Source organism: Mesorhizobium sp. M7A.F.Ca.MR.176.00.0.0 (genome assembly GCF_004023165.1).
Taxonomy (GTDB): domain Bacteria; phylum Pseudomonadota; class Alphaproteobacteria; order Rhizobiales; family Rhizobiaceae; genus Mesorhizobium.
Genome location: NZ_RZTC01000094.1, coordinates 1 through 24,759 on the forward strand (window position 1 = coordinate 1; position 24,759 = coordinate 24,759).

22 protein-coding genes and 2 pseudogenes are annotated in these 24,759 nt (G+C 63.2%); 6 read left to right on the forward strand and 18 right to left on the reverse strand.

The window, feature by feature from the left end:
• The 3 genes from EOB59_RS25615 to EOB59_RS25630 form a co-directional block, all read right to left on the reverse strand.
• On the reverse strand, positions 1 to 711 hold a 711-nt coding region (locus tag EOB59_RS25615; RefSeq protein WP_128289512.1), incomplete at its 3' end, for a hydantoinase/carbamoylase family amidase.
• 3 nt (positions 712 to 714) lie between these two features.
• Positions 715 to 1,161, reverse strand: a complete 447-nt coding sequence (locus tag EOB59_RS25620) for an endonuclease domain-containing protein (protein WP_128289513.1) — start codon at positions 1,159 to 1,161, stop codon at positions 715 to 717.
• 112 nt (positions 1,162 to 1,273) lie between these two features.
• Positions 1,274 to 2,602, reverse strand: a complete 1,329-nt coding sequence (locus EOB59_RS25630) for an aspartate aminotransferase family protein (RefSeq protein ID WP_128289515.1) — start codon at positions 2,600 to 2,602, stop codon at positions 1,274 to 1,276.
• Positions 2,603 to 2,829: 227 nt separating this feature from the next.
• On the opposite strand from EOB59_RS25630, the gene EOB59_RS25635 reads away from it, so the two are divergent.
• Positions 2,830 to 3,459 carry a TetR family transcriptional regulator C-terminal domain-containing protein gene (locus EOB59_RS25635; RefSeq protein ID WP_127331170.1) on the forward strand — a complete coding sequence of 210 codons (630 nt, stop codon included), beginning with the start codon at positions 2,830 to 2,832 and terminating at the stop codon, positions 3,457 to 3,459.
• Positions 3,460 to 3,463: 4 nt separating this feature from the next.
• On the opposite strand, the gene EOB59_RS25640 is transcribed toward EOB59_RS25635, so the two are convergent.
• Positions 3,464 to 4,351: a helix-turn-helix transcriptional regulator gene (locus tag EOB59_RS25640; protein WP_128289516.1), complete on the reverse strand. Its 888-nt coding sequence runs from the start codon at positions 4,349 to 4,351 to the stop codon at positions 3,464 to 3,466.
• 103 nt (positions 4,352 to 4,454) lie between these two features.
• Between EOB59_RS25640 and EOB59_RS25645 the strand changes: the two genes are divergently transcribed.
• Together EOB59_RS25645 and EOB59_RS25650 are read left to right on the forward strand one after the other, a co-directional pair.
• Complete coding sequence (locus EOB59_RS25645) at positions 4,455 to 5,300, forward strand: SDR family NAD(P)-dependent oxidoreductase (protein WP_128289517.1); 846 nt, start codon at positions 4,455 to 4,457, stop codon at positions 5,298 to 5,300.
• Positions 5,297 to 6,019, forward strand: coding sequence for an SDR family oxidoreductase (locus EOB59_RS25650; RefSeq protein WP_127397912.1), 723 nt, complete (start codon positions 5,297 to 5,299; stop codon positions 6,017 to 6,019). Before EOB59_RS25645 ends, EOB59_RS25650 begins: the two co-directional genes overlap by 4 nt.
• Positions 6,020 to 6,049: 30 nt before the next feature.
• Here EOB59_RS25650 and EOB59_RS25655 read toward each other — a convergent pair whose 3' ends face one another.
• The 11 genes and pseudogenes from EOB59_RS25655 to EOB59_RS25705 form a co-directional block, all read right to left on the reverse strand.
• Positions 6,050 to 6,298: a hypothetical protein gene (locus EOB59_RS25655; protein ID WP_127269146.1), complete on the reverse strand. Its 249-nt coding sequence runs from the start codon at positions 6,296 to 6,298 to the stop codon at positions 6,050 to 6,052.
• A gap of 60 nt (positions 6,299 to 6,358) precedes the next feature.
• Positions 6,359 to 7,141, reverse strand: coding sequence for a trehalose-phosphatase (gene otsB, locus EOB59_RS25660; RefSeq protein WP_127809959.1), 783 nt, complete (start codon positions 7,139 to 7,141; stop codon positions 6,359 to 6,361).
• On the reverse strand, positions 7,138 to 8,919 hold the full coding sequence (locus EOB59_RS25665; RefSeq protein WP_127382850.1) for a trehalose-6-phosphate synthase: 1,782 nt from the start codon (positions 8,917 to 8,919) through the stop codon (positions 7,138 to 7,140). Before EOB59_RS25665 ends, otsB begins: the two co-directional genes overlap by 4 nt.
• A gap of 139 nt (positions 8,920 to 9,058) precedes the next feature.
• Positions 9,059 to 11,221, reverse strand: coding sequence for an amylo-alpha-1,6-glucosidase (locus EOB59_RS25670; protein WP_128289518.1), 2,163 nt, complete (start codon positions 11,219 to 11,221; stop codon positions 9,059 to 9,061).
• Positions 11,222 to 11,271: 50 nt separating this feature from the next.
• Positions 11,272 to 12,333 carry a glycosyltransferase family 4 protein gene (locus EOB59_RS25675; protein ID WP_127396585.1) on the reverse strand — a complete coding sequence of 354 codons (1,062 nt, stop codon included), beginning with the start codon at positions 12,331 to 12,333 and terminating at the stop codon, positions 11,272 to 11,274.
• Between the two features lie 114 nt (positions 12,334 to 12,447).
• Complete coding sequence (locus EOB59_RS25680) at positions 12,448 to 12,876, reverse strand: DoxX family protein (protein ID WP_128289519.1); 429 nt, start codon at positions 12,874 to 12,876, stop codon at positions 12,448 to 12,450.
• Between the two features lie 10 nt (positions 12,877 to 12,886).
• Complete coding sequence (locus EOB59_RS25685; protein WP_128289520.1) at positions 12,887 to 13,345, reverse strand: carboxymuconolactone decarboxylase family protein; 459 nt, start codon at positions 13,343 to 13,345, stop codon at positions 12,887 to 12,889.
• A gap of 43 nt (positions 13,346 to 13,388) precedes the next feature.
• Positions 13,389 to 13,892 (reverse strand): Rrf2 family transcriptional regulator, encoded by a 504-nt coding sequence (locus tag EOB59_RS25690; RefSeq protein WP_128289521.1) that lies wholly within the window; start codon positions 13,890 to 13,892, stop codon positions 13,389 to 13,391.
• A gap of 198 nt (positions 13,893 to 14,090) precedes the next feature.
• Complete coding sequence (gene preA / locus EOB59_RS25695; RefSeq protein ID WP_128289522.1) at positions 14,091 to 15,404, reverse strand: NAD-dependent dihydropyrimidine dehydrogenase subunit PreA; 1,314 nt, start codon at positions 15,402 to 15,404, stop codon at positions 14,091 to 14,093.
• Positions 15,405 to 15,406: 2 nt separating this feature from the next.
• Complete coding sequence (locus EOB59_RS25700; RefSeq protein ID WP_127272618.1) at positions 15,407 to 16,771, reverse strand: NAD(P)-dependent oxidoreductase; 1,365 nt, start codon at positions 16,769 to 16,771, stop codon at positions 15,407 to 15,409.
• 175 nt (positions 16,772 to 16,946) lie between these two features.
• Positions 16,947 to 17,629: pseudogene (locus EOB59_RS25705) on the reverse strand (gamma-glutamylcyclotransferase).
• Between the two features lie 165 nt (positions 17,630 to 17,794).
• Here EOB59_RS25705 and EOB59_RS25710 point away from each other — a divergent pair.
• Positions 17,795 to 18,571 carry a VOC family protein gene (locus tag EOB59_RS25710; RefSeq protein WP_127809955.1) on the forward strand — a complete coding sequence of 259 codons (777 nt, stop codon included), beginning with the start codon at positions 17,795 to 17,797 and terminating at the stop codon, positions 18,569 to 18,571.
• A gap of 81 nt (positions 18,572 to 18,652) precedes the next feature.
• Here EOB59_RS25710 and EOB59_RS25715 read toward each other — a convergent pair whose 3' ends face one another.
• Entirely contained in the window at positions 18,653 to 19,141 is a 489-nt protein-coding gene (locus EOB59_RS25715) for a hypothetical protein (RefSeq protein WP_127399239.1), read from the reverse strand.
• A 197-nt stretch (positions 19,142 to 19,338) separates the two neighbouring features.
• On the opposite strand from EOB59_RS25715, the gene EOB59_RS25720 reads away from it, so the two are divergent.
• A complete protein-coding gene (locus EOB59_RS25720) occupies positions 19,339 to 19,731 on the forward strand; it encodes a DoxX family protein (protein ID WP_128289523.1) in 393 nt (130 codons plus the stop codon).
• A gap of 458 nt (positions 19,732 to 20,189) precedes the next feature.
• On the opposite strand, the gene EOB59_RS25725 is transcribed toward EOB59_RS25720, so the two are convergent.
• Both EOB59_RS25725 and EOB59_RS25730 read right to left on the reverse strand, forming a co-directional pair.
• Positions 20,190 to 22,616, reverse strand: a complete 2,427-nt coding sequence (locus EOB59_RS25725) for an FAD-dependent oxidoreductase (RefSeq protein WP_127809954.1) — start codon at positions 22,614 to 22,616, stop codon at positions 20,190 to 20,192.
• A 57-nt stretch (positions 22,617 to 22,673) separates the two neighbouring features.
• Positions 22,674 to 24,212 carry a trimethylamine methyltransferase family protein gene (locus tag EOB59_RS25730; RefSeq protein ID WP_164895745.1) on the reverse strand — a complete coding sequence of 513 codons (1,539 nt, stop codon included), beginning with the start codon at positions 24,210 to 24,212 and terminating at the stop codon, positions 22,674 to 22,676.
• A 216-nt stretch (positions 24,213 to 24,428) separates the two neighbouring features.
• Between EOB59_RS25730 and EOB59_RS36690 the strand changes: the two are divergent.
• Positions 24,429 to 24,759, forward strand: a pseudogene (locus EOB59_RS36690) (hypothetical protein); the annotation flags it as partial.

Genomic DNA, 24,759 nt, shown 5'->3' on the forward strand with positions numbered 1-24,759 from the left:
GGGCATCGGCGTCGAGCCGGTGTGGGCTTCCTTGCCTGTCAGCGTCACTTGCAGCCATTTAAGGCCCTGGCCATGGGTGACGACACCGATGTCGATATCTTCGTCCTCGAGGATCGGACCCTGTTCGATATGCAGTTCGAAGAAGGCGTGGATCTTGCGATCGCCGACCTTCTCGCTGCCTTTCCAGCCGATGCGCTCGAGCTCCTCACCGAATTTCTTGCCCTGCTTGTCGACATGCCCGTACACATCGGCCTGGTCGAGCACGCCGGCGAACACGCCGGACGCCATCATAGCCGGCGCAAAGCGCGAGCCCTCCTCGTTCGTCCAGTTGGTGACGACGATCGGATGTTTGGTCTTGATGCCGAGATCGTTGAGCGAGCGCACCACTTCAAGCCCGCCCAGCACGCCGAGCACGCCGTCGTACTTGCCGCCGGTCGGCTGCGTATCGAGATGGCTGCCGACATAGACCGGCGGCAGGCTGGGATCGGTGCCTTCGCGGCGGGCAAACATCGTGCCCATTTCATCGACGCCCATTTCGAGCCCGGCCGCATCGCACCAGCGCTTGAACAGATGCCGCCCTTCGCCGTCTTCGTCGGTCACGGTCTGGCGATTGTTGCCGCCGGCGATGCCGGGGCCAATCTTCGCCATCTCCATGATGGAATCCCACAAACGATCTGAATTGATTCGCAGATTCTCGCCGGGTGCGGCCATGCTCTAAAACCTCATCGATTGCGGGGCGCCGGCGTCCCCCTCCCCCTCGAGGGGAGGGTGGCCGCGAAGCGGTCGGGTGGGGTCGGCTGACATATGCTCAACCTTCCCCTTGACCATCTGCGCGACATGCCACGCGCTGTTTATGACATCGGGCTCGTCAACGCGAAAGACGTCAAACCCGAGCGAGCGCAAATAGGCATCGCGAACGGCATCGTGCCGCTTGCCCTTCTCGTGTTCGTGCAGATCACCATCGACCTCGACGATCAGCTTCACCGCGAGGCAAGCGAAGTCGACGATATAAGGCCCAATCGGGCACTGGCGGCGGAACTTGATGCCACCCGATTTCAGCTCGCGCAGTTCATACCACAGAAGGGATTCGCCCTTGGTCGCGTGAACTCGAAGCGCGCGCGCCTTCTGGCGCATTTCGAAGCTCACGCGGGTACGGGGCATCAGCAGGGACCTCGCAGCAAAAGATCAGGTCGGCGCACTGCCGCACCGACCCCACCCGACCGCTTCGCGGCCACCCTCCCCTCGAGGGGGAGGGATATCCGCGCCCAGTTCTTCAATCTATCGACCTCAGCACTTCGCGCACATGGTCGATCAATTCGTTGATCTGGCCCTTGGTGATGATCAGCGGCGGCGACAGCGCGATGATGTCGCCGGTGGTGCGGATCAGCGCGCCGCGCTCGAACGCCTTGACGAAGGCCGAGAAGGCCCGCTTGGTCGGCTGGCCGGCGATCGGCGCCAGCTCGATCGCACCGATCAGGCCGATGTTCCTGATATCGATGACGTTCGGCTCGCCCTTCAGCGAATGCAGCGCGTCTTCCCAGTACGGCGCCAGCTCCTCGCCGCGGGTTAGCAGGCCCTCTTCCTTGTAGGTGTCAAGCGTGCCGAGTGCGGCCGCGCAGGCAATCGGGTTGCCCGAATAGGTGTAGCCGTGGAAGAACTCGATCATGTGCTCGGGGCCGGTCATGAAGGCGTCGTGGATCTCCTTCTTGACGAACACCGCGCCCATCGGGATGACGCCGTTGGAGACGCCCTTGGCGGTGGTCATGATGTCGGGCGTCACACCGAAATAATCGGCGGCGAAAGGCGTGCCGAGACGGCCGAAACCGGTGATGACCTCGTCGAAGATCAACAGGATGCCGTGCTTGGTGCAGATTTCACGCAGCTTCTCGAGATAGCCCTTCGGCGGCAGGATGACGCCGGTGGAGCCTGCGACCGGTTCGACGATGACAGCGGCGATGGTCGAAGCGTCATGCAGGGCGACGATGCGCTCCAGTTCGTTGGCAAGTTCCGCGCCATACTCCGGTACGCCCTTGGTGAAGGCGTTCTTTTCCGGCAGATGCGTGTGCGGCATATGGTCGACGCCGCCGAGCAGCGTGCCGAACATCTTGCGGTTGGTGACAATGCCGCCGACCGAGATGCCGCCGAAATTGACGCCGTGATAGCCGCGCTCGCGGCCGATCAGCCGGGTGCGCGAGCCCTCGCCCTTCACACGATGATAGGCGATGGCCATCTTGAGCGCGGTCTCGACCGATTCCGAGCCGGAATTGGTGAAGAAGACATGGTCCATGCCCTTGGGCGCGAGGTCGACCAGGCGGTTGGCCAGTTCGAACACGATCGGGTGGCCCATCTGGAAGGCGGGCGCATAGTCGAGCTCGGCGGCCTGCTGCTGGATCGCCTCGGTGATCTTGGGACGGCAGTGGCCGGCATTGACGCACCACAGGCCGGCGGTGCCGTCGAGAACCTTGCGGCCGTCGCTGGTCGTGTAATGCATGTCCTTGGCGGACACCATCATGCGCGGCGCCTGCTTGAACTGCCGGTTTGCCGTGAACGGCATCCAGAATGCGCTGAGATCGTTCGGCGTGACTTTCAGCCGGTTGGACATGACCAGGACTTCCCCTTGTAATCTGTTTCGGTGCGCCCAACGCTTGGTCTTTGCCGCGTTTTCATGCTACGCAAATTTTTGACCGATTGGACAAACGTTAGCACCGCCCTGTCGGCGGTCAAGGGATTACTAGCGGAAATGCGGCACCTGAAGTGCGTTCCACAGGCTAGGGAAAAACTGGTCCAGAGAATTGGTCCAGATGACCCTCAACGCGAGGGCTGGCAACGGTGACCACGGACGCCCCTCGTCGCACCCGCATCCAGCAGGAAAAGCGCGAACTCATCCTGGAGGCGGCGCTCGAGGTTTTCTCGACCAACGGTTTTCGTGGCTCGACCATTGACCAGATCGCCGAAGCCGCCGGCATGTCGAAGCCGAACCTGCTCTATTATTTCCGCCGCAAGGAAGACATCCACGAGACGCTGATGCAGCGCCTGCTCGACACCTGGTTGGCGCCACTGCGCGAACTCGACGACATTGGCGATCCCCTGACCGAACTGCGCAGCTACATCAGGCGCAAGCTGGAGATGGCACGCGACTTTCCGCGCGAGAGCCGGCTGTTCGCCAACGAGATCCTGCAAGGCGCGCCGCGCATCATGCCGCTGCTGGCGGGCGAACTGAAAACGCTGGTCGACGAGAAGGCGACCGTCATCAAGGGCTGGATGCGCGCCGGCAAGATCGCCAAGACCGATCCGTGGCACCTGATCTTCTCGATCTGGGCGACGACGCAGCACTACGCCGATTTCGACGTCCAGGTCCGGGCCGTGCTCGGGCCGAACCGCGGCGGCGACGGCCGCTTCGAGGATGCGGCAAGGTTTCTCGAACAATTGTTCTTGGATGGGCTGAAGCCGAAGACCTGACGCTTCAGGCGCTGCGCCGCTCGGCCGGCAGCGCGTCCAGCAACGTCTGCAGCTTGGCGATCGAATTCTGCTCGGCGAGCGGCGTGTAGACGATCAGCTTCATGTCCGAGCCGTCGCCGATCGACAGGCTCATATGCTCGAAGGTCATGGCGCCCGCGCTCGGGTGCCGGACATGTTTCACCCCCGACAACCGGTGCGCGACGTCGCGCTGCGGCCACCAGGTGCGAAATTCGGGGCTCGAACCCGTCATCAACTCGATCAGCCGCTCGAAATCCGGATCGCCGACATAGCGCGCACTCGCCGCCCGGAACGAGGCCAGCACGGTGCGCGCCAGTTGCTCCCAGTCGACCAGCAGGCGCCGGTGGTGCGGGCTCGTGAACACCATGTGGACGATGTTGCGGGCGTCCCCCTCCAGCAAGCCATAGTCGCCGAACACCGCGACGGCAGCCGGGTTCCAGGCCAGCACATCCCAGCGCCGCCCGACAACATAGGCCGGCTGCAGCACCAGGCTCTGCAGCATGTGCAGCAAGGGGCCGTCGACTTTTTCCGGCGCCACGGCACGGCGCTCCGGCTGCTGGCGGTCGGCGAGGATGAACAGATGCTGTTTTTCGGCGGCGTCGAGGCGCAGAGCTTCGGCAAGTGCCGTCAGCACCTCGACCGAGGGCCTGACCTCCCGCCCCTGCTCCAGCCATGTGTACCAGGTGGTGCCGACACCGGCGATCATCGCCACCTCCTCGCGGCGCAAGCCCGGCGTACGCCGCCTGAGACCGGTGGCGATGCCGGTGGCCGAGGGCGTCAGCCTTTCGCGGCGCGAGCGCAGGAAGGCGCCGAGTTCGCGCCGGCGGCTGTCTTCAGCGGAGTGGTTTGGGGCCGCGTGGGGTTGGAACTCCATGCGCCCAGTATAGCAGTATTGATACCAGGATAAAGTTTGAACTGTTTGGCCCGCGCCAACTGTCCCATCTTCGGTTCAGAGCAACAGAACGGAGGCTCTGAACATGGAACTCAAAGACAAGACAATCCTCATCACCGGCTCGACCGATGGCGTCGGCCGCGTCGTCGCGCAACGGCTCGGCGCCGCGGGCGCCCGTGTGCTGGTGCATGGCCGCGATGCAACGCGCGGCAAGGCCGTTGTCACCGAGATCGAAGCGGCCGGCGGCAGGGCGGAGCTTCTGGTCGCCGACCTCTCGTCGCTGGCCGAAGTGCGCCGGCTTGCCGGAGCCGTGCGCGCCCGGACGGATCGGCTCGACATCCTCGTCAACAATGCCGGAATCGGCACAGCGGGCCAAGGTGCCAAAAGGCAGGTCAGCGCCGACGGCTACGAACTGCGCTTCGCGGTCAACTACCTCGCCGGTTTCCTACTGACATCGGAGCTTCTGCCGTTGCTGAAGGCGAGTGCGCCGGCCCGCATCGTCAATGTCGCCTCGGCGGGGCAGCAGGCGATCGATTTCAGCGATGTCATGCTGACCCGCTCCTATGACGGCGTGCGTGCCTATTGCCAGAGCAAGCTGGCGCAGATCCTGTTCACCGTCGACCTTGCGGAGCAGCTGAAAGGCACCGGCGTCACCGTCAACGCGCTGCATCCGGCGAGCTATATGAACACCACCATGGTCTGGCAAGCAGGCGTGACGCCGTGGAGCTCGGTCGAGACCGGTGCCGAGGCCATCCTCAACCTCGCCGCCTCACCCGCGCTCGACGGGAAAAGCGGCCTCTATTTCGACGGCCTGCGGGAATCCCGTGCCGATACCCAGGCCTATGACGCCAAGGCAAGGCAACGTCTGCGAGCCTTGAGCCTTGATCTCATCGGCACGGCCTCCCCCACATCGAAGGAAGACCATTCATGACCAAGACAATCGAACACACCGTCATCATCGGCGGCTCGTCCGGCATCGGCCTGGCGACGGCGCGAAAACTGCTTGGCCCGGGCATGAAGGTGACCATCACCGGGCGCAACGAGGACAAACTGAAGAGCGCTTGGAAAAGCCTTGGCAGCGCTGCCGGGAAGGTTGCGTTCGACGCCGCGAAGCCGGATGAGGTCCGCCAGTTCTTCGAGAGCCTCGGACCTTTCGACCATCTGGTGCTGGCGGCCAGCGGCGGCAAGGGCCTTGGCCCCTTCCCGACGCTTGACCTGAGCGACATCGGCTGCGGCGTCGAGGAAAAGGTCCGCCCGCAGCTGTCCTGCCTGCAGGCCGCCTTGCCGACACTCAACAAGGCCGGATCGGTGACCTTCATCTCGGCCGTGTCGGCGCAGCTCGCGACGCCCGGCGTCGCCGGTATCGCCGCCATCAACGGCATGCTGTTGACTGTGGTGCCGATCCTGGCCCTGGAACTGAAGCCGCTGCGCGTCAATGTCGTGGCGCCGGGCGTCATCGACACGCCCTGGTGGGATTTTCTGGCCGAAGAGCAGAGGCAAACGATCTTTGCCGACTATGCCGGCAAGACCCCGGTCGGCCGCGTCGGTCGGGCCGAAGACGTGGCCGACGCAATCGCCTTCCTCGTCTCCAACGGCTTCATGACCGGCCAGGTGCTGACCTGCGATGGCGGACTGCGATTTGCGGCATAGGAACAGCGACTATCGGGCTCCAACGGGACGTTAATTGGCCTTCTTTGGAACGCGGTCGTTCTCGTCCGCGGGCCTGTCGCCTGCCGGTTTTGCCGAAACAGGCTTTTCCGGCACATGGGAATAGTCAGATGTATCCGCCCCATACATCTTGTTGTCGATCGCCTCTTGCCAGCTGTAGTCCGCGTCGGATGGTGAAACGTCGGCAATCTCATGGCGGGAGGAGCGAGCGTGAAGCCAGTTCGGGGTGATCTCTCGAACCAATTGTGCAAAGCGTCCCATCGAAACCGTTCCTTTCCTTGTCCTTTCCAGGAGGCGCGATCACGGTTGCGTCGGCTGGACCTAGAGTTGACCTCTCAGCCAGGCCAGCGTCTCGGCAACGCCGGCCAGCCCGTACTGCGCGGTGGTTTGCGCCGGTGGTTTGACCCGTATCGATATGCCGCCGGCATCATTGATCGTTTCGAAGCCGTTTTCGTCCGACGTGTCGTCGCCCAGGAAGACCGGGCGGCGACCTGCGAATGGCGCAATCTCCATGAAACGCCGGATCGCGGCACCCTTGGCCGCCTCCAGCGGCAGCAATTCCACGCCGGCGTTGCCGGCAACCACCCGGTAGCCCTTTGGCAGGCCGGCCAGCGCCTGCTCGACAAGCTGCGTCGCGCGCGGAAGCAGATGCGGGGCGGCGCGCGTGTGGATGGCCAGCACCCGTCCCTTGCGCTCGATATAGGCCCCGCGACCGAGCTCGGCCTCGATCTCGTCGGCAAGGGCTGCGATATCCGCCGGCTCGTCCGCGATTTCGACGTCGTCGTCCGGCAGGAGCCGATGTTCCAGGCCATAGAGCCCGGCGGCGCGTAGTTTCAAAGGCTGAAACAGATGGTCGACGGCCGAAACGGACCGGCCCGTGATGAACGCCAACGCCCCGTTCAGCTTGCGGTCCAGGCCTTGCAGCAAGGAGCGAAGCTCGTCGCTGACCGAGACTGCGTCCGGGTGCTCGGCATGTTCCAGCAACGTGCCGTCGATGTCGAGGAACAATGCCCATTCGCCGGCCAGCACAGGCTGCGGTTTCTCCATGACGGCCTGCGGCTTTTGCAGGGTCTCGCCAATCATCTTCTGCAGCGTATCGCTCATGACATCGCCATCCGTCTGCGCTCAAAGATGGAGACGACATTGTCGACGCTGGGCGGCGGGTCGCCGGCGGCACCGGTTACCCGATCGAGGTCTCCGCGCTTGCGCAAACGTGCCGCATCCAGAAGCATGCTGCCGGCCCAGCGATAGACGTTGTTGTTGCGGATCGTCTCGCGCATGGGTCGCATGCGCTCGCGCTGTTCTTCGGGCGCCATGGTCAATGCCTGCAACAGCGCTCCGCTCATCATGGCGGCATCGTAAGGGTTAACGATCAGCGCCTCCAGCAATTCGCGCGAGGCGCCGGCGAAGGTGCTGAGCATCAAAACGCCCTGCTCGTCGTCGCGCGCGGCGACGAATTCCTTGGCGACGAGGTTCATGCCGTCATGCAGGCTGGTGACCATGCATATGTCGGCGGCCCGATAGATCTCGTAGACCTGTTCTTGCGAGTGATGCTCGGCCACCATGATCACTGGCCTGTAGCCCTCGCTGCCATAACGCCGGTTGAGCTCTTCGGCATAACGGTGGCACTCGTCATGGAGCAATTTGTAGGCCGGCAGCGTGCCGCGGCTGGGTGCCGCGACCTGCAGGAAGACCAGTTTTCCGATCCATTCAGGCTGTCGCTTGAACAATTCGTTCAAAGCGTGAAACCGATCAAGAATGCCTTTGGTGTAATCGAGGCGCTCGACTCCGACGGCAAGCTTCACATCCGCTTTGAGACCGAACCTCTCGCGCATGCGAGCGCGGCAATCGTCGACATCGGGAAGTTTCGCCAGCAGGTCCGCCGGCCATTCTATCGAGATCGGATAGGCGTGCACCAATGTGGTCCGTCCGCCGTAGGAGATGGCCGCATCGGCCCGCTCGATGCGGCTTTCCAGGAAGCGATCGACGCTTTCGGTGAAATTGTTGGCATGAAACTGGGTGTGGAAGCCGATGATCGAGCTGCCGAGCAGCCCTTCGAGGATGCGTTCACGCCAGGGACAGATGCTGTACACTTCCGAATTCGGCCACGGGATATGCCAGAAAGTGATGACGATCGCCTCCGGCAGGCGCTCGCGGATCATGCGCGGCAGCAGCGCGAAATGATAGTCCTGGACCAGCACGATCGGCCGCTCGTTGCGGGCCTCGGCAACCACCGTATCGGCAAACTTGCGGTTGACGGCTTCATAGGCAGCCCAGTCGGAGGCGCGAAAAATCGGCCGGGTGAAGGCGATATGGCAAAGCGGCCAAAGGCCCTCATTGGCGAAACCGAGATAATAGCCCTGGTGCTCTTCCTCCGTCAGCCAGACTCGGCGCAGCGTGTAGGACGGGTTGCCAGGCGGCACCTGCACACGATCGTGGTTGTCGACGGTGAGGCGGTCCGCCGTTCCGCCGCCATAGGCGATCCAGGTGCCGGCACAGGCGCGGGTAATGGGCTCGAGCGCCGACACCAGTCCGCTGGCCGGGACGAGCAACTCGACGCCGTCGCCCTTCACATTGTGGATGTACGGTTCGCGATTGGACACCACGATGACCTGCGCATCGGGCAGATCGTCGGCCAGGATCTTGCGCAATGTTTCGGGCGACCAGGTCACCAGCGCGGCATCGGCCGATTGGCCATTCTTTTCGAACTCCCGTATCACCTTGCGCGCGGCTTCCGCGGCCACATCTTCGCCTGCCGTATGTGCGACCGCGGGTGGATGACGGCGACGGTGCCGCGATATGGAGAGGAAAACGGCAAGAGCGGAAAAACCGAGGCTCGCGAAGATCAGAACCCAGAGCAGGTCCGCACCGTAGTTTGTCATTGAATGTCAACTCACCCCGGCCGTCGGCGACCGTTTGTTCGTGTTCCCGTTTGAAATGGTCCGCCGACCACGTGGTCAGCGTTCGGACCTATTTTTGCAACGCACAAAGCTCGGATCGGTTCCGGCAATTTTGTTCGGATCATGTCCTTACGATGAGCGGCACCAGCCCTTCATGGCGGTCGGCAAGGAAAGCGACGACCCGGTCACCGACGCGCTGGAAGGTGAGATCGACGACCCGGTCGCCGACGCCCAGGTGCCGCAGTGTCAGCGTATCGATGCCGATCGGCAGTCTCGGGCGGGTGACGCGGATTTCGCCATCCCAGCCGTCGATCTCCAGGCCAAGGCAGGCCTGCATCAGCATGAAGGCGGATCCCGCCGACCACGCTTGCGGCAGGCAAGCGACGGGATAGGCGATGGGTGCTTCGCCCGGCGCGCGTGTAAACCCGCAGAACAGTTCGGGCAGCCGCATGTTGAAATGGACCGCGGATTCGAATGTGCCGCTCATCAGGCGAACCACGCTTTCACGCTCGCCATAATGCGCCAGGCCGGCACCGCATATGGCGGTGTCGTGCGGCCAGATCGAGCCATTGTGGTACGACATCGGGTTAAAGAACACCGCATCGTCGGCAAGCGTCCTCAGCCCCCAGCCGGAATGGAAGGAGGCGGAAAGCAGCTGGTCGGCGACCATCTGGGCCCGCGCCGGCTCAGGCAATCCGACAAAGAGCAGATGCCCGGCATTCGAGGTCCGCACCTTGCAGGGCTCGCCGGCACCGTCGATCGCGAGGGCATAAAAGCCGAGATCGTCAAGCCAGAAATCGCGTTCCACCGCCACCCGCATCGCCTCGGCGCGGTCCTCCCAGTGATCGGCTTTGTCGTCCTCGCCACGGCGGCGGGCAAGCTTGGCCAGCCCGCGGAAGGCGGCAAAGACATAGCCCTGCACTTCGACCAGGGCTATCGGGCCCTTGGGAATGCGGCCATCGGCATGGAAGACCGAATCGAAACTGTCCTTCCATCCCTGGTTTGCGAGGCCGGACTCGGCCGCTCGCTGGTAAGTCACGAATCCGGTCTCCTGGCCCGCCTCCTCCGTCCATTCGGCCGCCGCGCACAGCGAAGGCCACAGGCCGTCGATGAACGCCATGTCACCGGTACGATCGGCGTAGGCGCAAGCAAGATAGATGTAGAGCGGTGTCGTATCGACGCCACCGTAGTAGCGGCCGAAGGGAAGCTCCCGCAGCGCCACCATTTCGCCTTTGCGGGTCTCGTGCATGATCTTGCCCGGCTGCGAATCGCTGAACGGCGAGGTCTCGGTCGCCTGATGCTGGGCCAGAAAGGCCAACACGCCCCGCGCCAGGCCGGGATTGAGCCACAGCATCTGCAGCGCCGAGATGACGCCGTCACGACCGAACGCCGTCGAGAACCAGGGGATGCCGGCATAGGGATAGGGGCCGGTCGCCAGTTCGGTAGTCAGCAGCGCGACGTCGGCGCGGGCGCGCTCGACCCAGTCGTTGAAGACGCGGCCGGAGCTGCGCACCGTCGCGCCATGACGACGTTTGGCCCGCATGCCAAAGCGGGCGCGTGCGGCAGCGGCGCGGAACCGGTCGCGGTCGGGCTTGTCGGCCACCTCGGGACCGACCTCGACATAGAGCACCTTCCTGCTGCGCTTGGTCACGGCGATCAGGAAATCGGCACGGTTGGCTGTCAGTTGGTCCGGCGCCTGCGAGAACGATATCGCAGAGAGGCGGGCCAGGCCATCGAGCCCGTCATAGCGCAGCAGGACCGACGTCGCGTCTGTTTCGGCGGCATGGGCCAGCCCGCGCTTCAGCCGTGTCGACCCCCGCACTTCGAACATGTCGCGGAAATCGGCGGAATAGTGCAGGGAAACGTTGATCGTCGAATGTTCCCGGCTGTAATTGGAAAGCGTGATGCGTTCGAACAGCCTGTCCTGCCAGAGCAGTCTGACGCGTTCGATGTGGATGGCTCCCTGCGGGATGTCGCGTCCGCCGGCGCTCTGTATCGGCAGATTGGTCAAATTGGTGGTGAACAGCACATTGTCCTGGCTGAGCGAGGCGCCGAGCAGCGATGTCTGCCTGCCGCCGACGGTCAGCCGGAACTCGGAAAGAACCCGTGTGTCGTCGCGAAAGAAACCGTCGCCGGCTCCACGTATGTCGCCATAGGCGTCGGCAACCGCGAAGCAATCGCCCTGCTTGAGCGCAAACAGCCGATGCGGCTCGCGAGGGGCGGTGGCGTCGAGCGATGCAAGCGCAACCGCGGGATCGAGCTGGCGCTCATCGAGTTGGGCCATTCGTCAAAGATCCCTGTTGTTTCGTTGTCGTGGCTCGAGCACGTCGTTGCTCAAGACGCCTTCGCCTCGGTCGGCACGCCGATCAGGCGTGCATAGGCGGCCAGATAGTCGCCGGCCATTCTTCGAGCGGAAAAACGCTTTTCAAAAACGGCCCTCACCTTGCGCCTGTCGAGTTGCAGCAAATCAGGCACCGCGGCGACCGCGCCATCCATCGTGTCAGCGATGAAACCGGTGACGCCTTGATCGATGATCTCGGACAGCGCACCGCAATTCCAGGCGATCACCGGCGTACCGCAAGCCATGGCCTCGATGGCGGCGAGCCCGAACGGCTCCGGCCAGTCGATCGGGAACAGCAGGCCGGCCGCCTTGCCGAGAAATTCCGCCTTCTGGTCCTCCTCGATCTCGCCGACATAGACGATGCGATCGCCGTCGATCAACGGTTCGACCACCTCGTGGAAATAGGCGCGGTCGTCGTCGCCGATCTTTGCCGCAAGCTTCAGCTTGAGCCCCGACCGCAAGGCGATCTCGATGGCGCGGTCCGGGCGCTTGTCGCGTGAGAACCGGCCGAGGAAGGCAAGGTAGGGTTCTTCCGCCGTCGTCTCGAAAGTCGGTTCGTAGAGAGTGGTCGGCAGCCCGTGATGGATCGTCGCCAGCCAATTGGCCTTGGCAAGGCCCGCCTTCTGGCTGTGCGAAATGGAAATCAGGGGAAAACGCGGAAACCGTTCATAGGCCGGCGCCAGGTCCACATAATCCAGCCTGCCATGCGGCGTCGTCACCGTGCGGTCGGCGAGATCCTCGAAGAAGGAAAAGTGCAGGAAATGGCTGAGGTGGAAGTGGATGACATCGAACTCCGACGCCCGGTCCCTCACCTGCGCAAGCATCGAAAGATGCGCAGCGATCTCGGACTTGAGCGGACGCGGATCGAGGCGCAGCGCGCGTTCCCGGCTGGCTACCAGCGTCGCGGAAGTCTGGCTGTCGCCACTGGCGAACAGCGTCACCTCATGGCCCAGATCGACCAGCGCTTCGGTTAGATACGAGACGATGCGCTCGGTGCCGCCATAGAGCCTTGGCGGCACCGATTCATAAAGCGGCGCGACATGGGCGATTTTCATATTCCATCCTGGATGCTGGGCATGCAGGTGTGAAATGCGTCAACGCCTCGATTGGTTCCGATTTTATGATCGAGCCGTCGGCACCAGAGGCCGCAGTCGGCATGCAACTGTGCGTCAAACGGATTGCGCGATCAGGGTCAGAAAGCCACCGCTCAGGGCGACATTGCCGACGAAGCCATTGATGCGGGACGCACGATCCGGGCCCTGATGGTCCCAAAAATTGTGGAACATCGGCGTGGCGACTATGAGGAACACCAGCAGCACCGCGGCCGCGAGTGCCGTCCACAATCCTGCGATGACCAGCGCGCCGGCGGCGATCTGAAGCACGATACCGAGCCACAGCGCCAATCTTGCCTGCGGCACACCGCGCGCGGCCATCATATGGGTCAGGAAGGCCGCGTTCTGGATGTTGCGCAGGCCGGCGAAGACGAAGGCGCCGCCGAGCAACAGGCGAGCGAGAAACAACAAGGTTGAAGGCAAATCGGCAGGATCAAACGCTCCCTTGAAAAGTGGAGCGCCGCCTTTCGACGGCGCTCCCAACATAACTGGACAATCAGGCGGCCTTGGCCGCCGGCATCGGGTGAATGGCCTGGAACGGAATGCAAAGCCGGTTCCAGGTGTTGATCATGCCGAGCGCAACGGACAGCTTGACCAGTTCCTCTTCCGAGAAATGCTCGAGCGTCTTTGCATAGAGCTCGTCCGGCACGCCATTGTTGGCGATCAGGGTGACGGCCTCGGTCCAGGCAAGGGCGGCGCGTTCGCGCAGGGAAAACAGCGGCGATTCCTTCCAGGCTGAAACCAGGTAGAGCCGCTGCTCGGTCTCGCCGTCGCGCCTCGCCTCGCGGCTGTGCATCTCGACGCAGTACGAGCAGCCATTGATCTGCGATGCCCTGAGCTTGATCAGGTGCAGCAGGCTCAACTCGAGCCCGCATTCGTCCACCGCCTTGTTGAGCGCCGACACGGCCTTCATGATCTCCGGCGCCTTGGCGAAAAATTGCAGCCTCTGTTTCATCTTCTTGTCCTTTCATGTCTGCTTGGATTTTGGGTCTGCGGGGTTAACTGGATTTCTGCGGCCGCTGGTGGCGCTCGACGAAGGCGCAGCTCGCGGCAAGCGACCTGGGATCGCCTTCTGCCGTATAGGTGGCCACGATATCGGACAGTTTGGTCTCGGCGAGCGCGGCGCGATAGGCGCGCTCGGCCTTCAGCATCGCGGCGTTGATGCCGCAGGGTTTGATATAGGCCGATGCATCGAGCTTCACCGGACCACGCTGGCGGATCTCGCCGCAACGGAAGGCCGGCTCGCGGCCCTCGACGGCCAGCACGATGTCGAGCAGCGTGATGCGCTCGGCCGGCCGCGCCAGCCGATAGCCACCGGCAGGCCCGGGCACCGATTCCAGGATGCGCGCGGCGCTCAGCATGTTGAGATGCTTCAGCAGATAGCTAGGCGACAGGCCAAAGGCCTCGGCGAGAGCAGCGCCAGGCATGGTGCTGTTCCCCTCCACACTCGCCAGCGTGGCAGCGCAATGGATGGCTGCCTCAACGCCCTCGCCCAGCTTCATTGGATCGGCTCCTTATCGTGGATACATAGTATCGTGGATAATTATTATCTGCAATAGGAAAATGCAGAGTCGTCCGCTTTCGAAAAAAGGAATACGTTGGCGGTTGGCGAAATCGGCGATGCCAGCGTCTTTCTCCCCGTCACTATACGGGGAGAAGAGACGCTGCTGCGCCCTCGGCGCTCTTCTCGTGACGTGTCCCTATTCCGCAGCCACCTTGGCCATCGGATTGTTCGGGTGTGTCGTCCAGTTGGCATAGACCGGCGATACCGGCATGCCGGTGCGCTGGTCCGTCACGCCTGCCGCCAGCGGTTCCATGATGATGCAGTTCTCGACCGGGCAGACATTGACGCAGAGATTGCAGCCGACGCATTCGGCCTCGATCACCTCGAAGTGCCTGATACCGTCGACCATGCTGGTGATCGCCTGGTGCGAAGTGTCCTCGCAGGCGATATGGCAGCGGCCGCATTTGATGCAGGCATCCTGGTCGATACGCGCCTTGGCGACGTAGTTCAGGTTGAGATACTGCCAATCGGTCACATTGGGCGTGGCGCGGCCGACGATGTCGTTGAGCGAGGCGTGCCCCTTCTCGTCCATCCAGTTTTCGAGGCCCGCAATCATTTCCTGCACGATCTTGAAGCCATAGGTCATCGCCGCCGTGCACACCTGCACATTGCCGGCGCCGAGCGCCATGAATTCGGCCGCGTCACGCCAGGTGGTGATGCCGCCGATGCCGGAGATCGGCAGGCCGCGGGTTTCGGGATCGCGCGCGATCTCGGCCACCATGTTCATGGCGATCGGCTTCACCGCCGGGCCGCAATAGCCGCCATGCGAGCCCTTGCCGTCGATTGTCGGCTGCGGCGCGAAGCTGTCGAGGTCGACACCGGTGATTGAATTGATGGTGTTGATCAGCGACACCGCGTCGGTGCCGCCGGCATGTGCCGCCCGTGCGGGCTTGCGCACATCGGTGATGTTGGGCGTCAGCTTGGTGATGACGGGCATGCGGGTGTTCTGCTTGCACCAGCGCACCACCATTTGGATATATTCCGGCACCTGGCCGACAGCCGCGCCCATACCGCGCTCCGACATGCCGTGCGGGCAGCCGAAATTGAGCTCGATGCCGTCGGCTTCGGTCTCCTCGACCACCGGCAGGATCGCCTTCCAGGCCTCCTCGACGCAAGGCACCATCAGCGAGACGACGATGGCGCGGTCGGGCCAGTCCTTCTTGACCTGCTTGATCTCGCGCAAATTGACCTGCAGGTCGCGGTCGGTGATCAGCTCGATGTTGTTGAGGCCGAGCAGTCGGCGGTCGGCGCCCCAGATCGCGCCATAGCGCGGGCCGTTGACGTTGACCACCGGTGGGCCTTCCTCGCCCAGCGTCTTCCACACCACGCCGCCCCAGCCGGCCTTGAAGGCGCGGATGACGTTGTAGGCCTTGTCGGTCGGCGGCGCCGAGGCAAGCCAGAACGGATTGGGCGACTTGATGCCGACGAAATTGTTTCTGATATCAGCCATGCTCATGCCCTCCCGTTCGAGGTCAGTGCCCGATTGATGCTCTCCGCAGCGTCGCGGCCCTGCGCGACCGCCGAGACGGTGAGGTCGTCGCCACCGAAGATGCAGTCGCCGCCGGCCCAGACCCTGGCAAGCGACGTGCGCCCTTCCGCATCCACCTTGATGCGGCCGGCTTCAAGATCGATCGATGCACCGCTGCCGTTGAGGGCTGCCGGCACAAAACTCTGTCCGATCGCCTTGAACACCTGGTCGGCAACGAGCGTCAGCGTCTCGCCGGTGCCGGCAAGCCTGTCGCCATTCATGGCGGTGTATTCGAGTTCGATGCCCGACACTTTGCCGCCCTCGGCGATCACCCGCTTCGGCTGCAGCCAGTGGCGGATGGTGACGCCATTGGCGGCGGCCAGATCCTGCTCGAACTCGGACGCATTCATGTGCTCCTGGCCGCGCCGGTAGCAGATCGTCACCTCCTCGGCGCCGAGCAGCTTCGACTGCACGGCCGCGTCGATGGCCGTCATGCCGCCACCGATGACGACGACGCGGCGGCCAACCGGCAGGCCGGAAAGGTCGCTGGCCTGGCGCAGCTCGGCAATGAACTCGACCGCGTTGATGACGCCGTCGGCGTCCTCGCCATCGGCACGCAGCGCATTGACGCCGCCAAGGCCCATGCCGAGAAACACCGCATCGTAATTGCGGATCAGATCCGACAGCTGATAGTCGCGGCCGAGGGCCTTGCCGTTCTGGATGTCGATGCCGCCGATCGCGGTCACGTAGTCGACTTCGGCCTGGGCGAAATCGTCGACACTCTTGTAGGCGGCGATGCCGTATTCGTTGAGGCCACCGGCCTTCGCGCGCGCCTCCAGAATGGTCACGTCATGGCCGTGGCGGGCGAGCCGGTGCGCGGCGGCAAGGCCGGCCGGCCCGGCGCCGACCACGGCGACAGTCTTGCCGGTTGGCTCGGCGCGCGGATAAAACTGCTTGTTCTCGCTCATGGCGACATCGGTGGCATAGCGCTGCAGGCGGCCGATCTGCACCGGCTTGCCTTCCGCCACTTCGCGCACGCAGACTTCTTCGCACAGCGTTTCGGTCGGGCAGACGCGGGCGCACATGCCGCCCAATATGTTCTGGTCGAAGATGGTCTTGGCCGAACCGATCGGATTGCCGGTCGAGATCTGGCGGATGAACAGCGGAATGTCGATCGAGGTCGGGCATGCGTTCATGCACGGCGCGTCGTAGCAGAAATAACAGCGGTCGGATTCGACCAGCGCCTCGTGGTGATCGAGCGGCGGATGCAGGTCGGAAAAATTATCCGCATACTGGTCGGCCGAGAGCCTGCCGCCCGCAATGCCTTCCCTGAATTGGCCTTCTGGCATCGTCAGTTCCCCCATGTTTTCTTTTGGGGAAGGCTAGCACGTTTTATTTTTTTATCAATTGGTCAATTTTCGGCGCAAGTCTCTGAAAAGGCTGGATATTAACATGATATTTTTACTCATGTTATCGGAGCCGAGGCTGCTTTTACAGTGCGAGCGAATGGCCGGGTTCAAGCTTTCAGCCATGAATGGTCTTGACCTCCTCTGCGACCAGCTGCTGCAGTCGCCACAGATTGCGGTCATGGATGCCGAACCCTCGAGGTGGCTGACCGTGTTGTAGAGATATTCGGCGCCGGATCCGATATGCCCGCAGGCTCTGGCCAGCACGCTCGCCACTCTGTCCAACGGCTGGTTCAGCGACGTTCCCCTGCCCTTCACGCCGACCCAGAAGCCGAGCGCGCGCAGCTTACCTTGCGGCGTATGGACCGGCAGCCAGCGGACCGTCTCGATGCTTTCGTGGTCGCTGATCTCGCGCCGCAGCAGCCTTTCGATCTGCGCCGGCTTCTCGCCCTCCGGCAAGCGATAGATCACGCCGTTGCAGCGTCCGCCCCGCTCGAGCGCCATCATCAATCCAGGCTGCTCGGCGCTGCCGCGCCACCGCACCATGTCGAGGCAGAAGGACCGGTGCCAGCCAAAGGCCGTGGCGAGTTGTTGCTCAACCGACTCGAATTCCGGCTTCCAGATCAGCGACCCATAGGCGAACACCCATAGTGGTCCCTCATCGGCTTCATTGGACAGCCGCAAGGCAAGGTCTCGAAAGTCCTCGTCGTTCATGTCTGTCCAGCTCGGGTCCGGGCCGGGATCGGCCTCCTCCCGATGGCACAGTGCGACAAGCTCGGGCGTGAGCGACATCAAGCGCATGAACGACAACTCTTCATAGCCGTAGAGAAATCGAAAACCGCTGGGTGCGCAACCAGGGAACGCTTGGCACACACACCCATTGTTTTCCGGGCGGTGTCGGATTCCCGTCGTGAGGATCGTCCTATGATGGACGACGATCACGTATGAAAGGTGAGGAGACGGAAAATGCCAAAAGCCCCGATGCCCTTCTTCTGGTACGAATTGATGACATCAGATCTCGATGCCGCCGAGGCATTCTACACCCAAGTCATCGGCTGGACGGCGCAGCCCTTCGACAAGGCGCCCGGCATGCCGCGCTATGTCGTCATGAATGTCGGCGAACGTGGCGTCGGCGGCCTGATGACCTTGCCTGAGGATGCCGCTAAGATGGGTATGCCGCCCGCCTGGCTTGGCTATATCCACACCAGGGATGCCGACGCTGCCACGGCATCGCTGGAGAAAGCCGGCGGCACCGTTCACCGCCAGCCCGACGACATTCCGGGCGTCGGCCGCTTTGCCGTCGTCGCCGATCCGCAAGGCGCGACCTTCATGTTCCTGCAGCCGAACGGTCCCGACCAGCCTGTCGTGCCGGCCGGCACGCCGGGCCACATCGGCTGGCACGAGCTTTATACGAGCGACTGGAAAGCCGCGTTCGATTTCTATTCCGAGCAGTTCGGCTGGGTCGACGCCGGCGATTTCGACATGGGCCCGATGGGCACTTACCAGACCTTTACAGCCGGCCCCGAATCCGGCGGCGGCATCATGAACAAGCCCGAGCAGATTCCGGTCCCGGTCTGGCAGTTCTATTTCAATGTTCCGGCCATCGATGCGGCGGCCAAACGGGTGACCGACAATGGCGGCAAGATCCTGATGGGGCCGATGGAGGTCCCGGGCGGCAGCTGGATCGTCCAATGCCAGGACCCGCAGGGCGCGCATTTCGCCTTGATGGCGCCGGTCCGCTGACCGCGATCAACATCGCTGAAACAAAGCGCGGGCTTTCATCGGACTACCGATGAAGGCCTCTATCCCCTGCCTGGCGCCGTCTCATTCCGGCGCCAGCACCGCGACCTTCAGCTCAGCTTTTTTCGCGCCGCTGAACTGGACGGTGGCCGGGCCCGGTGCAAGCTTGAAGCGCACGCTCTTGCGGATGCCAGGGCATGTTTTCACGCCACTATAACCCGCCGACTTGATGGCCTGGCCGTCCTGGATGACATCGATCCAGGCCTCGCCCGAGAGACTTATCTGGATGGCTCCCTCGGATGGCACCTCCACGCTGGCGACGGCGCCAAACGTGTCCGATGCCGGCGCACGTTCCGGCGCTACCGCAAAACCGGCTTTCTCTACCGGCACCAGCGCCAGGTCCGCAGCCGCACCAACCGCCAGCGCCGCTCCGGACGGCGTTGCCGGTGCTGCGGCAAACAGGGTCTGCTCCCGCGTCACCGGCCACTTGAACGCCTCACAGCCGGCGTCCTCGGCCATGGCGAAGCTGGTGCCTGCGAGGATCGCGAAAAGGCTGATGACGACTTTTTTCATGGCAAAGGCCCCCACACATTCAGGATTGTTGTACACGCATCAATACAACCATAGAGATATTAATGCAACCTTGGCGAGAAAAATTTAATGGCAATTGGGAACATCCCAATCACCGATTGTTGACGGCAGGCCATACGAAGTGAATGGTCATTCCTGGGCGATAATCTATGGCCGGGCGGATTGAAAATGGAGTCATTATGAAGCTTTTCGAAAGCCTCTCCAGATACCAGCCGCAGGCGCTCGGCGTGTTGCGCATCATGACCGCGCTGCAGTTCATCGAGCATGGCAGCCAGAAACTGTTCAACTTCCCCGTCAGCGCCGATCACCACGCCCTTTCCGGGCTGACCATGACCGCCGGCATCCTCGAATTCGCCGGCGGCATCCTGCTGGCGCTCGGCCTGTTCACGCGGCCCGTAGCCTTCCTTCTGGCCGGCGAAATGGCGATCGCCTATTTCATGGCGCACATGCCGCGCGACTTCTTCCCGGTCAACAATGGCGGCGATTCGGCGATCTCTTTCTGCTTCATCTTCCTCTATCTGGTGTTTGCCGGCGCCGGCGCCTTCGCGCTGGACAACCGCCGCAGCGCCTGACGTCTTGAAAGGGATGCGCGCTCGGGCGCGCCCTTGGAGCCACACGTTGATGGCCTGACCCTGGGCGAGATCGCACGCCTGCAATTGTACGGTTTTAACCCTACGTCCGATCTCGTTGACTCCTTCCGACTGGGAGGCATTTTTGTTTCTCATGGCCGGATGCACGCTTCAATTACTGATAGACCGCGGCACTAAGATCACGATGCATTGTGCCCATTGCAGTTACACCCAAGCGCTCGATCTTGAGTTGTTGCGCAACAGGTACGGACCGGAAGCCTCGGCAATGCCAGCTGACCTATTGCCGAAGATGAGATGCCGGGTGTGCGGCAGGCCGCACTGTGGGTCTCAGCTACGCTCCCGATCTCGCAAGCATTGCCGACATGGGCCGCAGCCTTGCTGATGCAAGGCCCGGTGATGGCCACTAGTCGCGGCTGTAGCCGCAGGCATCTCTGCGGGAGTCAGGCACGTATCCGTTCGAAATTGGCGTCGAAAAGCGGCACCGCCTGCATGCGTGCCGTATGGCGCTTGCCCAGCAGTTCGATTTCGAAGCCGTCGCTCTCATCTGCGATCTCCTTCGGCACATAGCCGACGGCGACGGACTTCTTCGAATGATGTGCATAGCCGCCCGACGTCACCCAGCCGCGCACGGCGCCATCGAACCAGATCGGCTCGTCGCCAATGACATCGGCATCGTCGGCATCGACGATAAAGGCGCGCAGGCGCAATTTGCCGCCCTGCCTGCGCTCGGCCAGCGCCGCGGCCTTGCCGATGAAATCGGCGTCCTTGCCGTAAGCAACGAAGCGGTCGAGCCCCGCTTCCAGCGGCCCGTAGATCGGCCGGTACTCGCGCCCCCATGAGCCGTAATTCTTGTCCAGCCGCAGCGCATTGAGCGCGCGCGAGCCGAACAGGCCGATGCCGAATTCCTCGCCCGCCGCCATCAGCGCTTGATAAGCGGCGCGCTGATATTCCGGCGCCACCCAGATCTCGTAGCCGAGATCGCCGGTATAGCTCACACGGCCGACCAGGCACGGCGCCATGCCGATATCCATCCGGCCAATGGCCATGAAGGAAAATGCCGCATTGGAGACATCCGAGCGCGTGGCCTTTGCCAGCACATCCCTCGCCTTCGGGCCGGCGATCGACAGGCCGGTGAGCTTCGCGCCCAGCGCCTCGATGCGGACCGATCCGTCGTCAGGCAGATGCTTCTCGAACCAGCGCATATGGTATTGCTCGGCGATGCCGGAGCCGGCGAGGAACCAGCCGTCCTCCCCGAGATTGGCCAGCGTGAAGTCGCCGATCAGCCTGCCGTCTTGCTTCAGCATCGGCGCCAGCGTCATGCGGCCGGGTTTCGGCAGTTTGCAGGCAAGCATCCGGTCGAGCCAGGCCGACGCTCCCTCGCCCGTCGCCTTGTATTTGGCGAAGCTCGAAATCTCGGACAGGCCGACGCTGTCGCGTACCGTCGCGACCTCCTTGGCGACCTGCGTAAAGTCGCTCGAGCGGCGCCACGAGAATTCGTCCTTGACGCCTTCCGGTGCGTACCACAGCGGCACTTCCAACCCATAGGCAACGCCCCATTGCGCACCCCCAGCAGACAGCAGATCATAGATCGGCGTCGTCTTCAGCGGCCGCCCGGCTGGCAGCTCCTCATTGGGGAAGCGGATCGAAAAGCGCCTGGAATAATTCTCGCGCACCTTGGCGTTGGTATAGGCCATCGTCGCCCAGTCGCCGTAGCGCGCGACATCCATCGCCCAGATGTCGGCGCCGGGATCGCCCTCGATCATCCAGTTCGACAAAGCGAGGCCGACGCCGCCGCCTTGCGAAAACCCGGCCATGACACCGCAGGCGACCCAGAAGCCCGGCAGGCCACGCACCGGCCCGACCAGCGGGTTGCCGTCCGGCGCAAAGGTGAAAGGCCCGTTGATGATCTGCTTGATGCCGGTGTTCTGGAAGGCGGGGAAATGGCGGAAGCCGACCTCCAGCGACGGCGCGATGCGGTCGATGTCCGGCTCCAGCAATTCATGGCCGAAATTCCATGGCGTCTGGTATTCGGACCACGGCTTGTTGGCCTTCTCATAGGTGCCCATCAGCATGCCGCCGCGCTCCTGGCGCAGGTAAAGCTCGCCGTCGAAATCGACCGCATGGATGATCTCGGTGCCGGTCTTGGCGTTCCAGGCGGCGACCTCAGGCATGTCCTCGGTGATCAGGTACATGTGCTCCATGGCAAGCACCGGCAGTTCCAGACCAACCATGCGGCCGACCTCGCGCGCCCACAGGCCGCCGGCATTGACGACATGCTCGGCCACCACCTCGCCCTTGTTGGTGATGACGCGCCACAACCCGTCAGGACGCCGCACGATGTCCTCGACCTTGGTGAAGCGCTCCACTTCCGCCCCAAGTTTCCGCGCGGCCTTGGCATAGGCATGGGTAACGCCTGAGGGATCGAGATGGCCGTCCTCCTTGTTCCTGACGGCGCCGACGAACTGCTTGGGATCGAGCAGCGGCATCAGCTGGGCCGCTTCGTTGGGCGAGATCTCCTCGAGCTCGATGCCGAGATAACGGCCCTTGGCGACGACGCCGCGCAGCCAGTCCAGCCGCGCCTCGGTTGCCGCCAAAAGCACGCCACCCGTCAGATGCACGCCGGTCGCCTGGCCGGAAAGCTCCTCGATCTCCTTGTAGAGGTTGATCGTGTATTTCTGCAGCTTGGCGACGTTGGGGTCGCCGTTGATGGTGTGCATGCCGCCGGCCGCGTGCCAGGTCGAGCCGGACGTCAATTCGTCGCGCTCCAGCAGGACAACATCGGTCCAGCCGTGGCGGGCGAGATGGAACAGCACGGAGCACCCGACGACGCCACCGCCAATGACCACGACCTTTGCATGCGATTTCATGAGTTTTGCTCTGTTATCAGTGAGTTGGATGGGTGAGTGGATTCAAGCTGGGAACGATCACGGCTCGCCCTGCCCGATCGCTTCCTTGCGCCTGGCCATGTAAGCCTCCAGCGCCTCGCGCACGGCGATATCCATCACCGGCTCGACATAGTCTTCCAGCGCCTTCTTCCACAGCCGCGTCGCGCGCGCCGTCGCGTCGAGCCCACCGGCTTCCTGCCAGGCCTCGTAATTCTGCCAGTTGGACAGCATCGGCTGGTAGAAGGCGGTGGCGTAGCGCTCCAGCGTGTGCGGTTCGCCGAAGAAATGGCCGCCGGTCGGCACCGCGCCCAGAGCCTCGACGGCAAGCTCCGCCTCATTGACCTCGATCGGGCGCAAGAACTCCATCATGTGCTGGATCATCTCGACGTCGATGATCAGCTTCTCGAACGACGCCGTCAGCCCGCCCTCCTGCCAGCCAGCGGCGTGGTAGACGAGGTTGCCGTGGCCGAGCACCGCGCCCCACAGCGCCATCAGCGTCTCATAGGCGCCCTGTGCATCGGCGGCGTTGGAAGCCGAGCCCGGTGTCGTGCGGTAGGGCAGCCCGTATCGCCGCGCCAGTTGCCCCGACGCAATATTGGCCTTGGTATTCTCAGGCGTGCCGAAGGCCGGCGCGCCGGACTTCATGTCGACATTCGAGGTGAAGGCGCCATACATGACCGGCGCGCCCGGACGGACAAGCTGCGTCAGCACGACGCCGAACAGCGCCTCGGCGTTCTGCTGCGCCAGCGCGCCGGCGAGCGTCACGGGGCTCATCGCCCCCATCAGCGTGAACGGCGTCACCGCCACCGACTGGCCGAATTCGGCCATGGTCATCAGTCCTTCGGCCATCATCTCGTCGAAGCGGCGCGGCGAGTTGACCGAGATGATCGTGGTGATGCCGGGATCGTCGCGCATCTGGTCGAGCGTCAGCCCGCGCGAAATCGCCATCATCTCGATGCCGTCAAGCGCCCTGCCCCGGCCGATCGCCGAGACATGGAAACTCTTGTCGGTCAGCGTCAGATTGGTGAAGTAGGTGTCGAGATGGCGGGAATTGGCCGGCAGCTCCACCGGTGCGCAGACCTGGTTGCCCAGCATGTGGATGCAGTTGAAATGCTGCGCCAGCCGGGTCAGGTCCGCATAGTCGCTCAAATTGCCGGCGCGGCGGCCGCGCTCCATGTCGTGCACATTCGGCGGGCCGGCAACCAGCGTGAAATTGATGGTGTTGCCGCCCAGATGAACCGCGTTGGCAGGGTTGCGCGGCGTCAACACATAGCTGGACTGCGTGGTCTTCAGCACGTCTTCGATCAGGCCACGATCGATGCGGACATTCGCTGAGGCATGATCGACCCTGGCGCCGGCCGTCTCGAACAGCGACAGCGCCCGCGGGCTCATCACCTCGATGCCGAAATTCTCCAATATGTGCATCGACGCCTGATGGATCTGCTCGATCTGGTCGGGCGACAGCATGGCCATTGGCGGATAGGGATTTGTCACCCGCCTGAGCGGCAGTTGCGGGATGGCCGACGGGCCCCTGTTGCTGGTGCGCTCGGCGCCGCGTTTGCGTCTTGGTTCGTTCATGCCCGGCATCAAAGCCCCGGCAAACCGGGCAAGCTGTCAGAAATACGCCGTTTGCGGGCGTGATTTTAGCCACGGCGGCATTTCTGCAATATCTCTTTAGAGAAAGCGACGAAACACGTCGGATTACTGACACAAATTCCCTCAAGCGACTGCCTGGGCGAAGCGTTAACGGACGCTGCAAGATTCCCTTTATGATTTCGGCCTATTGCTGCGCCAATGCGTAGTTCGAGTTTTAGTAAAATTGGTGCGGTTTGCGTGCTGCTGGCGCTTTCGGCCTGCGCCACGCCGCCCAGCCACATCAACAATGTCTGTGCCGTCTTCGACCAGAATGACGGCTGGTTCGACAACTGGCAGTCGGCCGCCGAGCGCGCCCAGCAGAAATACGGCATCCCCGTTCCCGTGCTGATGGCGACGGTGCGCAAGGAATCCGGTTTCAAGAGCAATGCAAGGCCGCCGCGCACCAAACTGCTCGGTTTCATTCCGTGGAAGCATGTCTCGTCGGCCACCGGCTTTTCGCAGGCGCTGGACGGCACCTGGTCGCAATATC

Coding starts and splice junctions, on each gene's coding strand:
- EOB59_RS25620 (WP_128289513.1), bottom strand. CDS start 1,161: ATGCCCCGTACCCGCGTGAGCTTCGAAATGCGCCAGAAGGCGCGCGCG.
- EOB59_RS25630 (WP_128289515.1), bottom strand. CDS start 2,602: ATGTCCAACCGGCTGAAAGTCACGCCGAACGATCTCAGCGCATTCTGG.
- EOB59_RS25640 (WP_128289516.1), bottom strand. CDS start 4,351: ATGGAGTTCCAACCCCACGCGGCCCCAAACCACTCCGCTGAAGACAGC.
- EOB59_RS25645 (WP_128289517.1), top strand. CDS start 4,455: ATGGAACTCAAAGACAAGACAATCCTCATCACCGGCTCGACCGATGGC.
- EOB59_RS25650 (WP_127397912.1), top strand. CDS start 5,297: ATGACCAAGACAATCGAACACACCGTCATCATCGGCGGCTCGTCCGGC.
- EOB59_RS25655 (WP_127269146.1), bottom strand. CDS start 6,298: ATGGGACGCTTTGCACAATTGGTTCGAGAGATCACCCCGAACTGGCTT.
- otsB (WP_127809959.1), bottom strand. CDS start 7,141: ATGAGCGATACGCTGCAGAAGATGATTGGCGAGACCCTGCAAAAGCCG.
- EOB59_RS25665 (WP_127382850.1), bottom strand. CDS start 8,919: ATGACAAACTACGGTGCGGACCTGCTCTGGGTTCTGATCTTCGCGAGC.
- EOB59_RS25670 (WP_128289518.1), bottom strand. CDS start 11,221: ATGGCCCAACTCGATGAGCGCCAGCTCGATCCCGCGGTTGCGCTTGCA.
- EOB59_RS25675 (WP_127396585.1), bottom strand. CDS start 12,333: ATGAAAATCGCCCATGTCGCGCCGCTTTATGAATCGGTGCCGCCAAGG.
- EOB59_RS25680 (WP_128289519.1), bottom strand. CDS start 12,876: ATGTTGGGAGCGCCGTCGAAAGGCGGCGCTCCACTTTTCAAGGGAGCG.
- EOB59_RS25685 (WP_128289520.1), bottom strand. CDS start 13,345: ATGAAACAGAGGCTGCAATTTTTCGCCAAGGCGCCGGAGATCATGAAG.
- EOB59_RS25690 (WP_128289521.1), bottom strand. CDS start 13,892: ATGAAGCTGGGCGAGGGCGTTGAGGCAGCCATCCATTGCGCTGCCACG.
- preA (WP_128289522.1), bottom strand. CDS start 15,404: ATGGCTGATATCAGAAACAATTTCGTCGGCATCAAGTCGCCCAATCCG.
- EOB59_RS25700 (WP_127272618.1), bottom strand. CDS start 16,771: ATGCCAGAAGGCCAATTCAGGGAAGGCATTGCGGGCGGCAGGCTCTCG.
- EOB59_RS25710 (WP_127809955.1), top strand. CDS start 17,795: ATGCCAAAAGCCCCGATGCCCTTCTTCTGGTACGAATTGATGACATCA.
- EOB59_RS25715 (WP_127399239.1), bottom strand. CDS start 19,141: ATGAAAAAAGTCGTCATCAGCCTTTTCGCGATCCTCGCAGGCACCAGC.
- EOB59_RS25720 (WP_128289523.1), top strand. CDS start 19,339: ATGAAGCTTTTCGAAAGCCTCTCCAGATACCAGCCGCAGGCGCTCGGC.
- EOB59_RS25725 (WP_127809954.1), bottom strand. CDS start 22,616: ATGAAATCGCATGCAAAGGTCGTGGTCATTGGCGGTGGCGTCGTCGGG.
- EOB59_RS25730 (WP_164895745.1), bottom strand. CDS start 24,212: ATGAACGAACCAAGACGCAAACGCGGCGCCGAGCGCACCAGCAACAGG.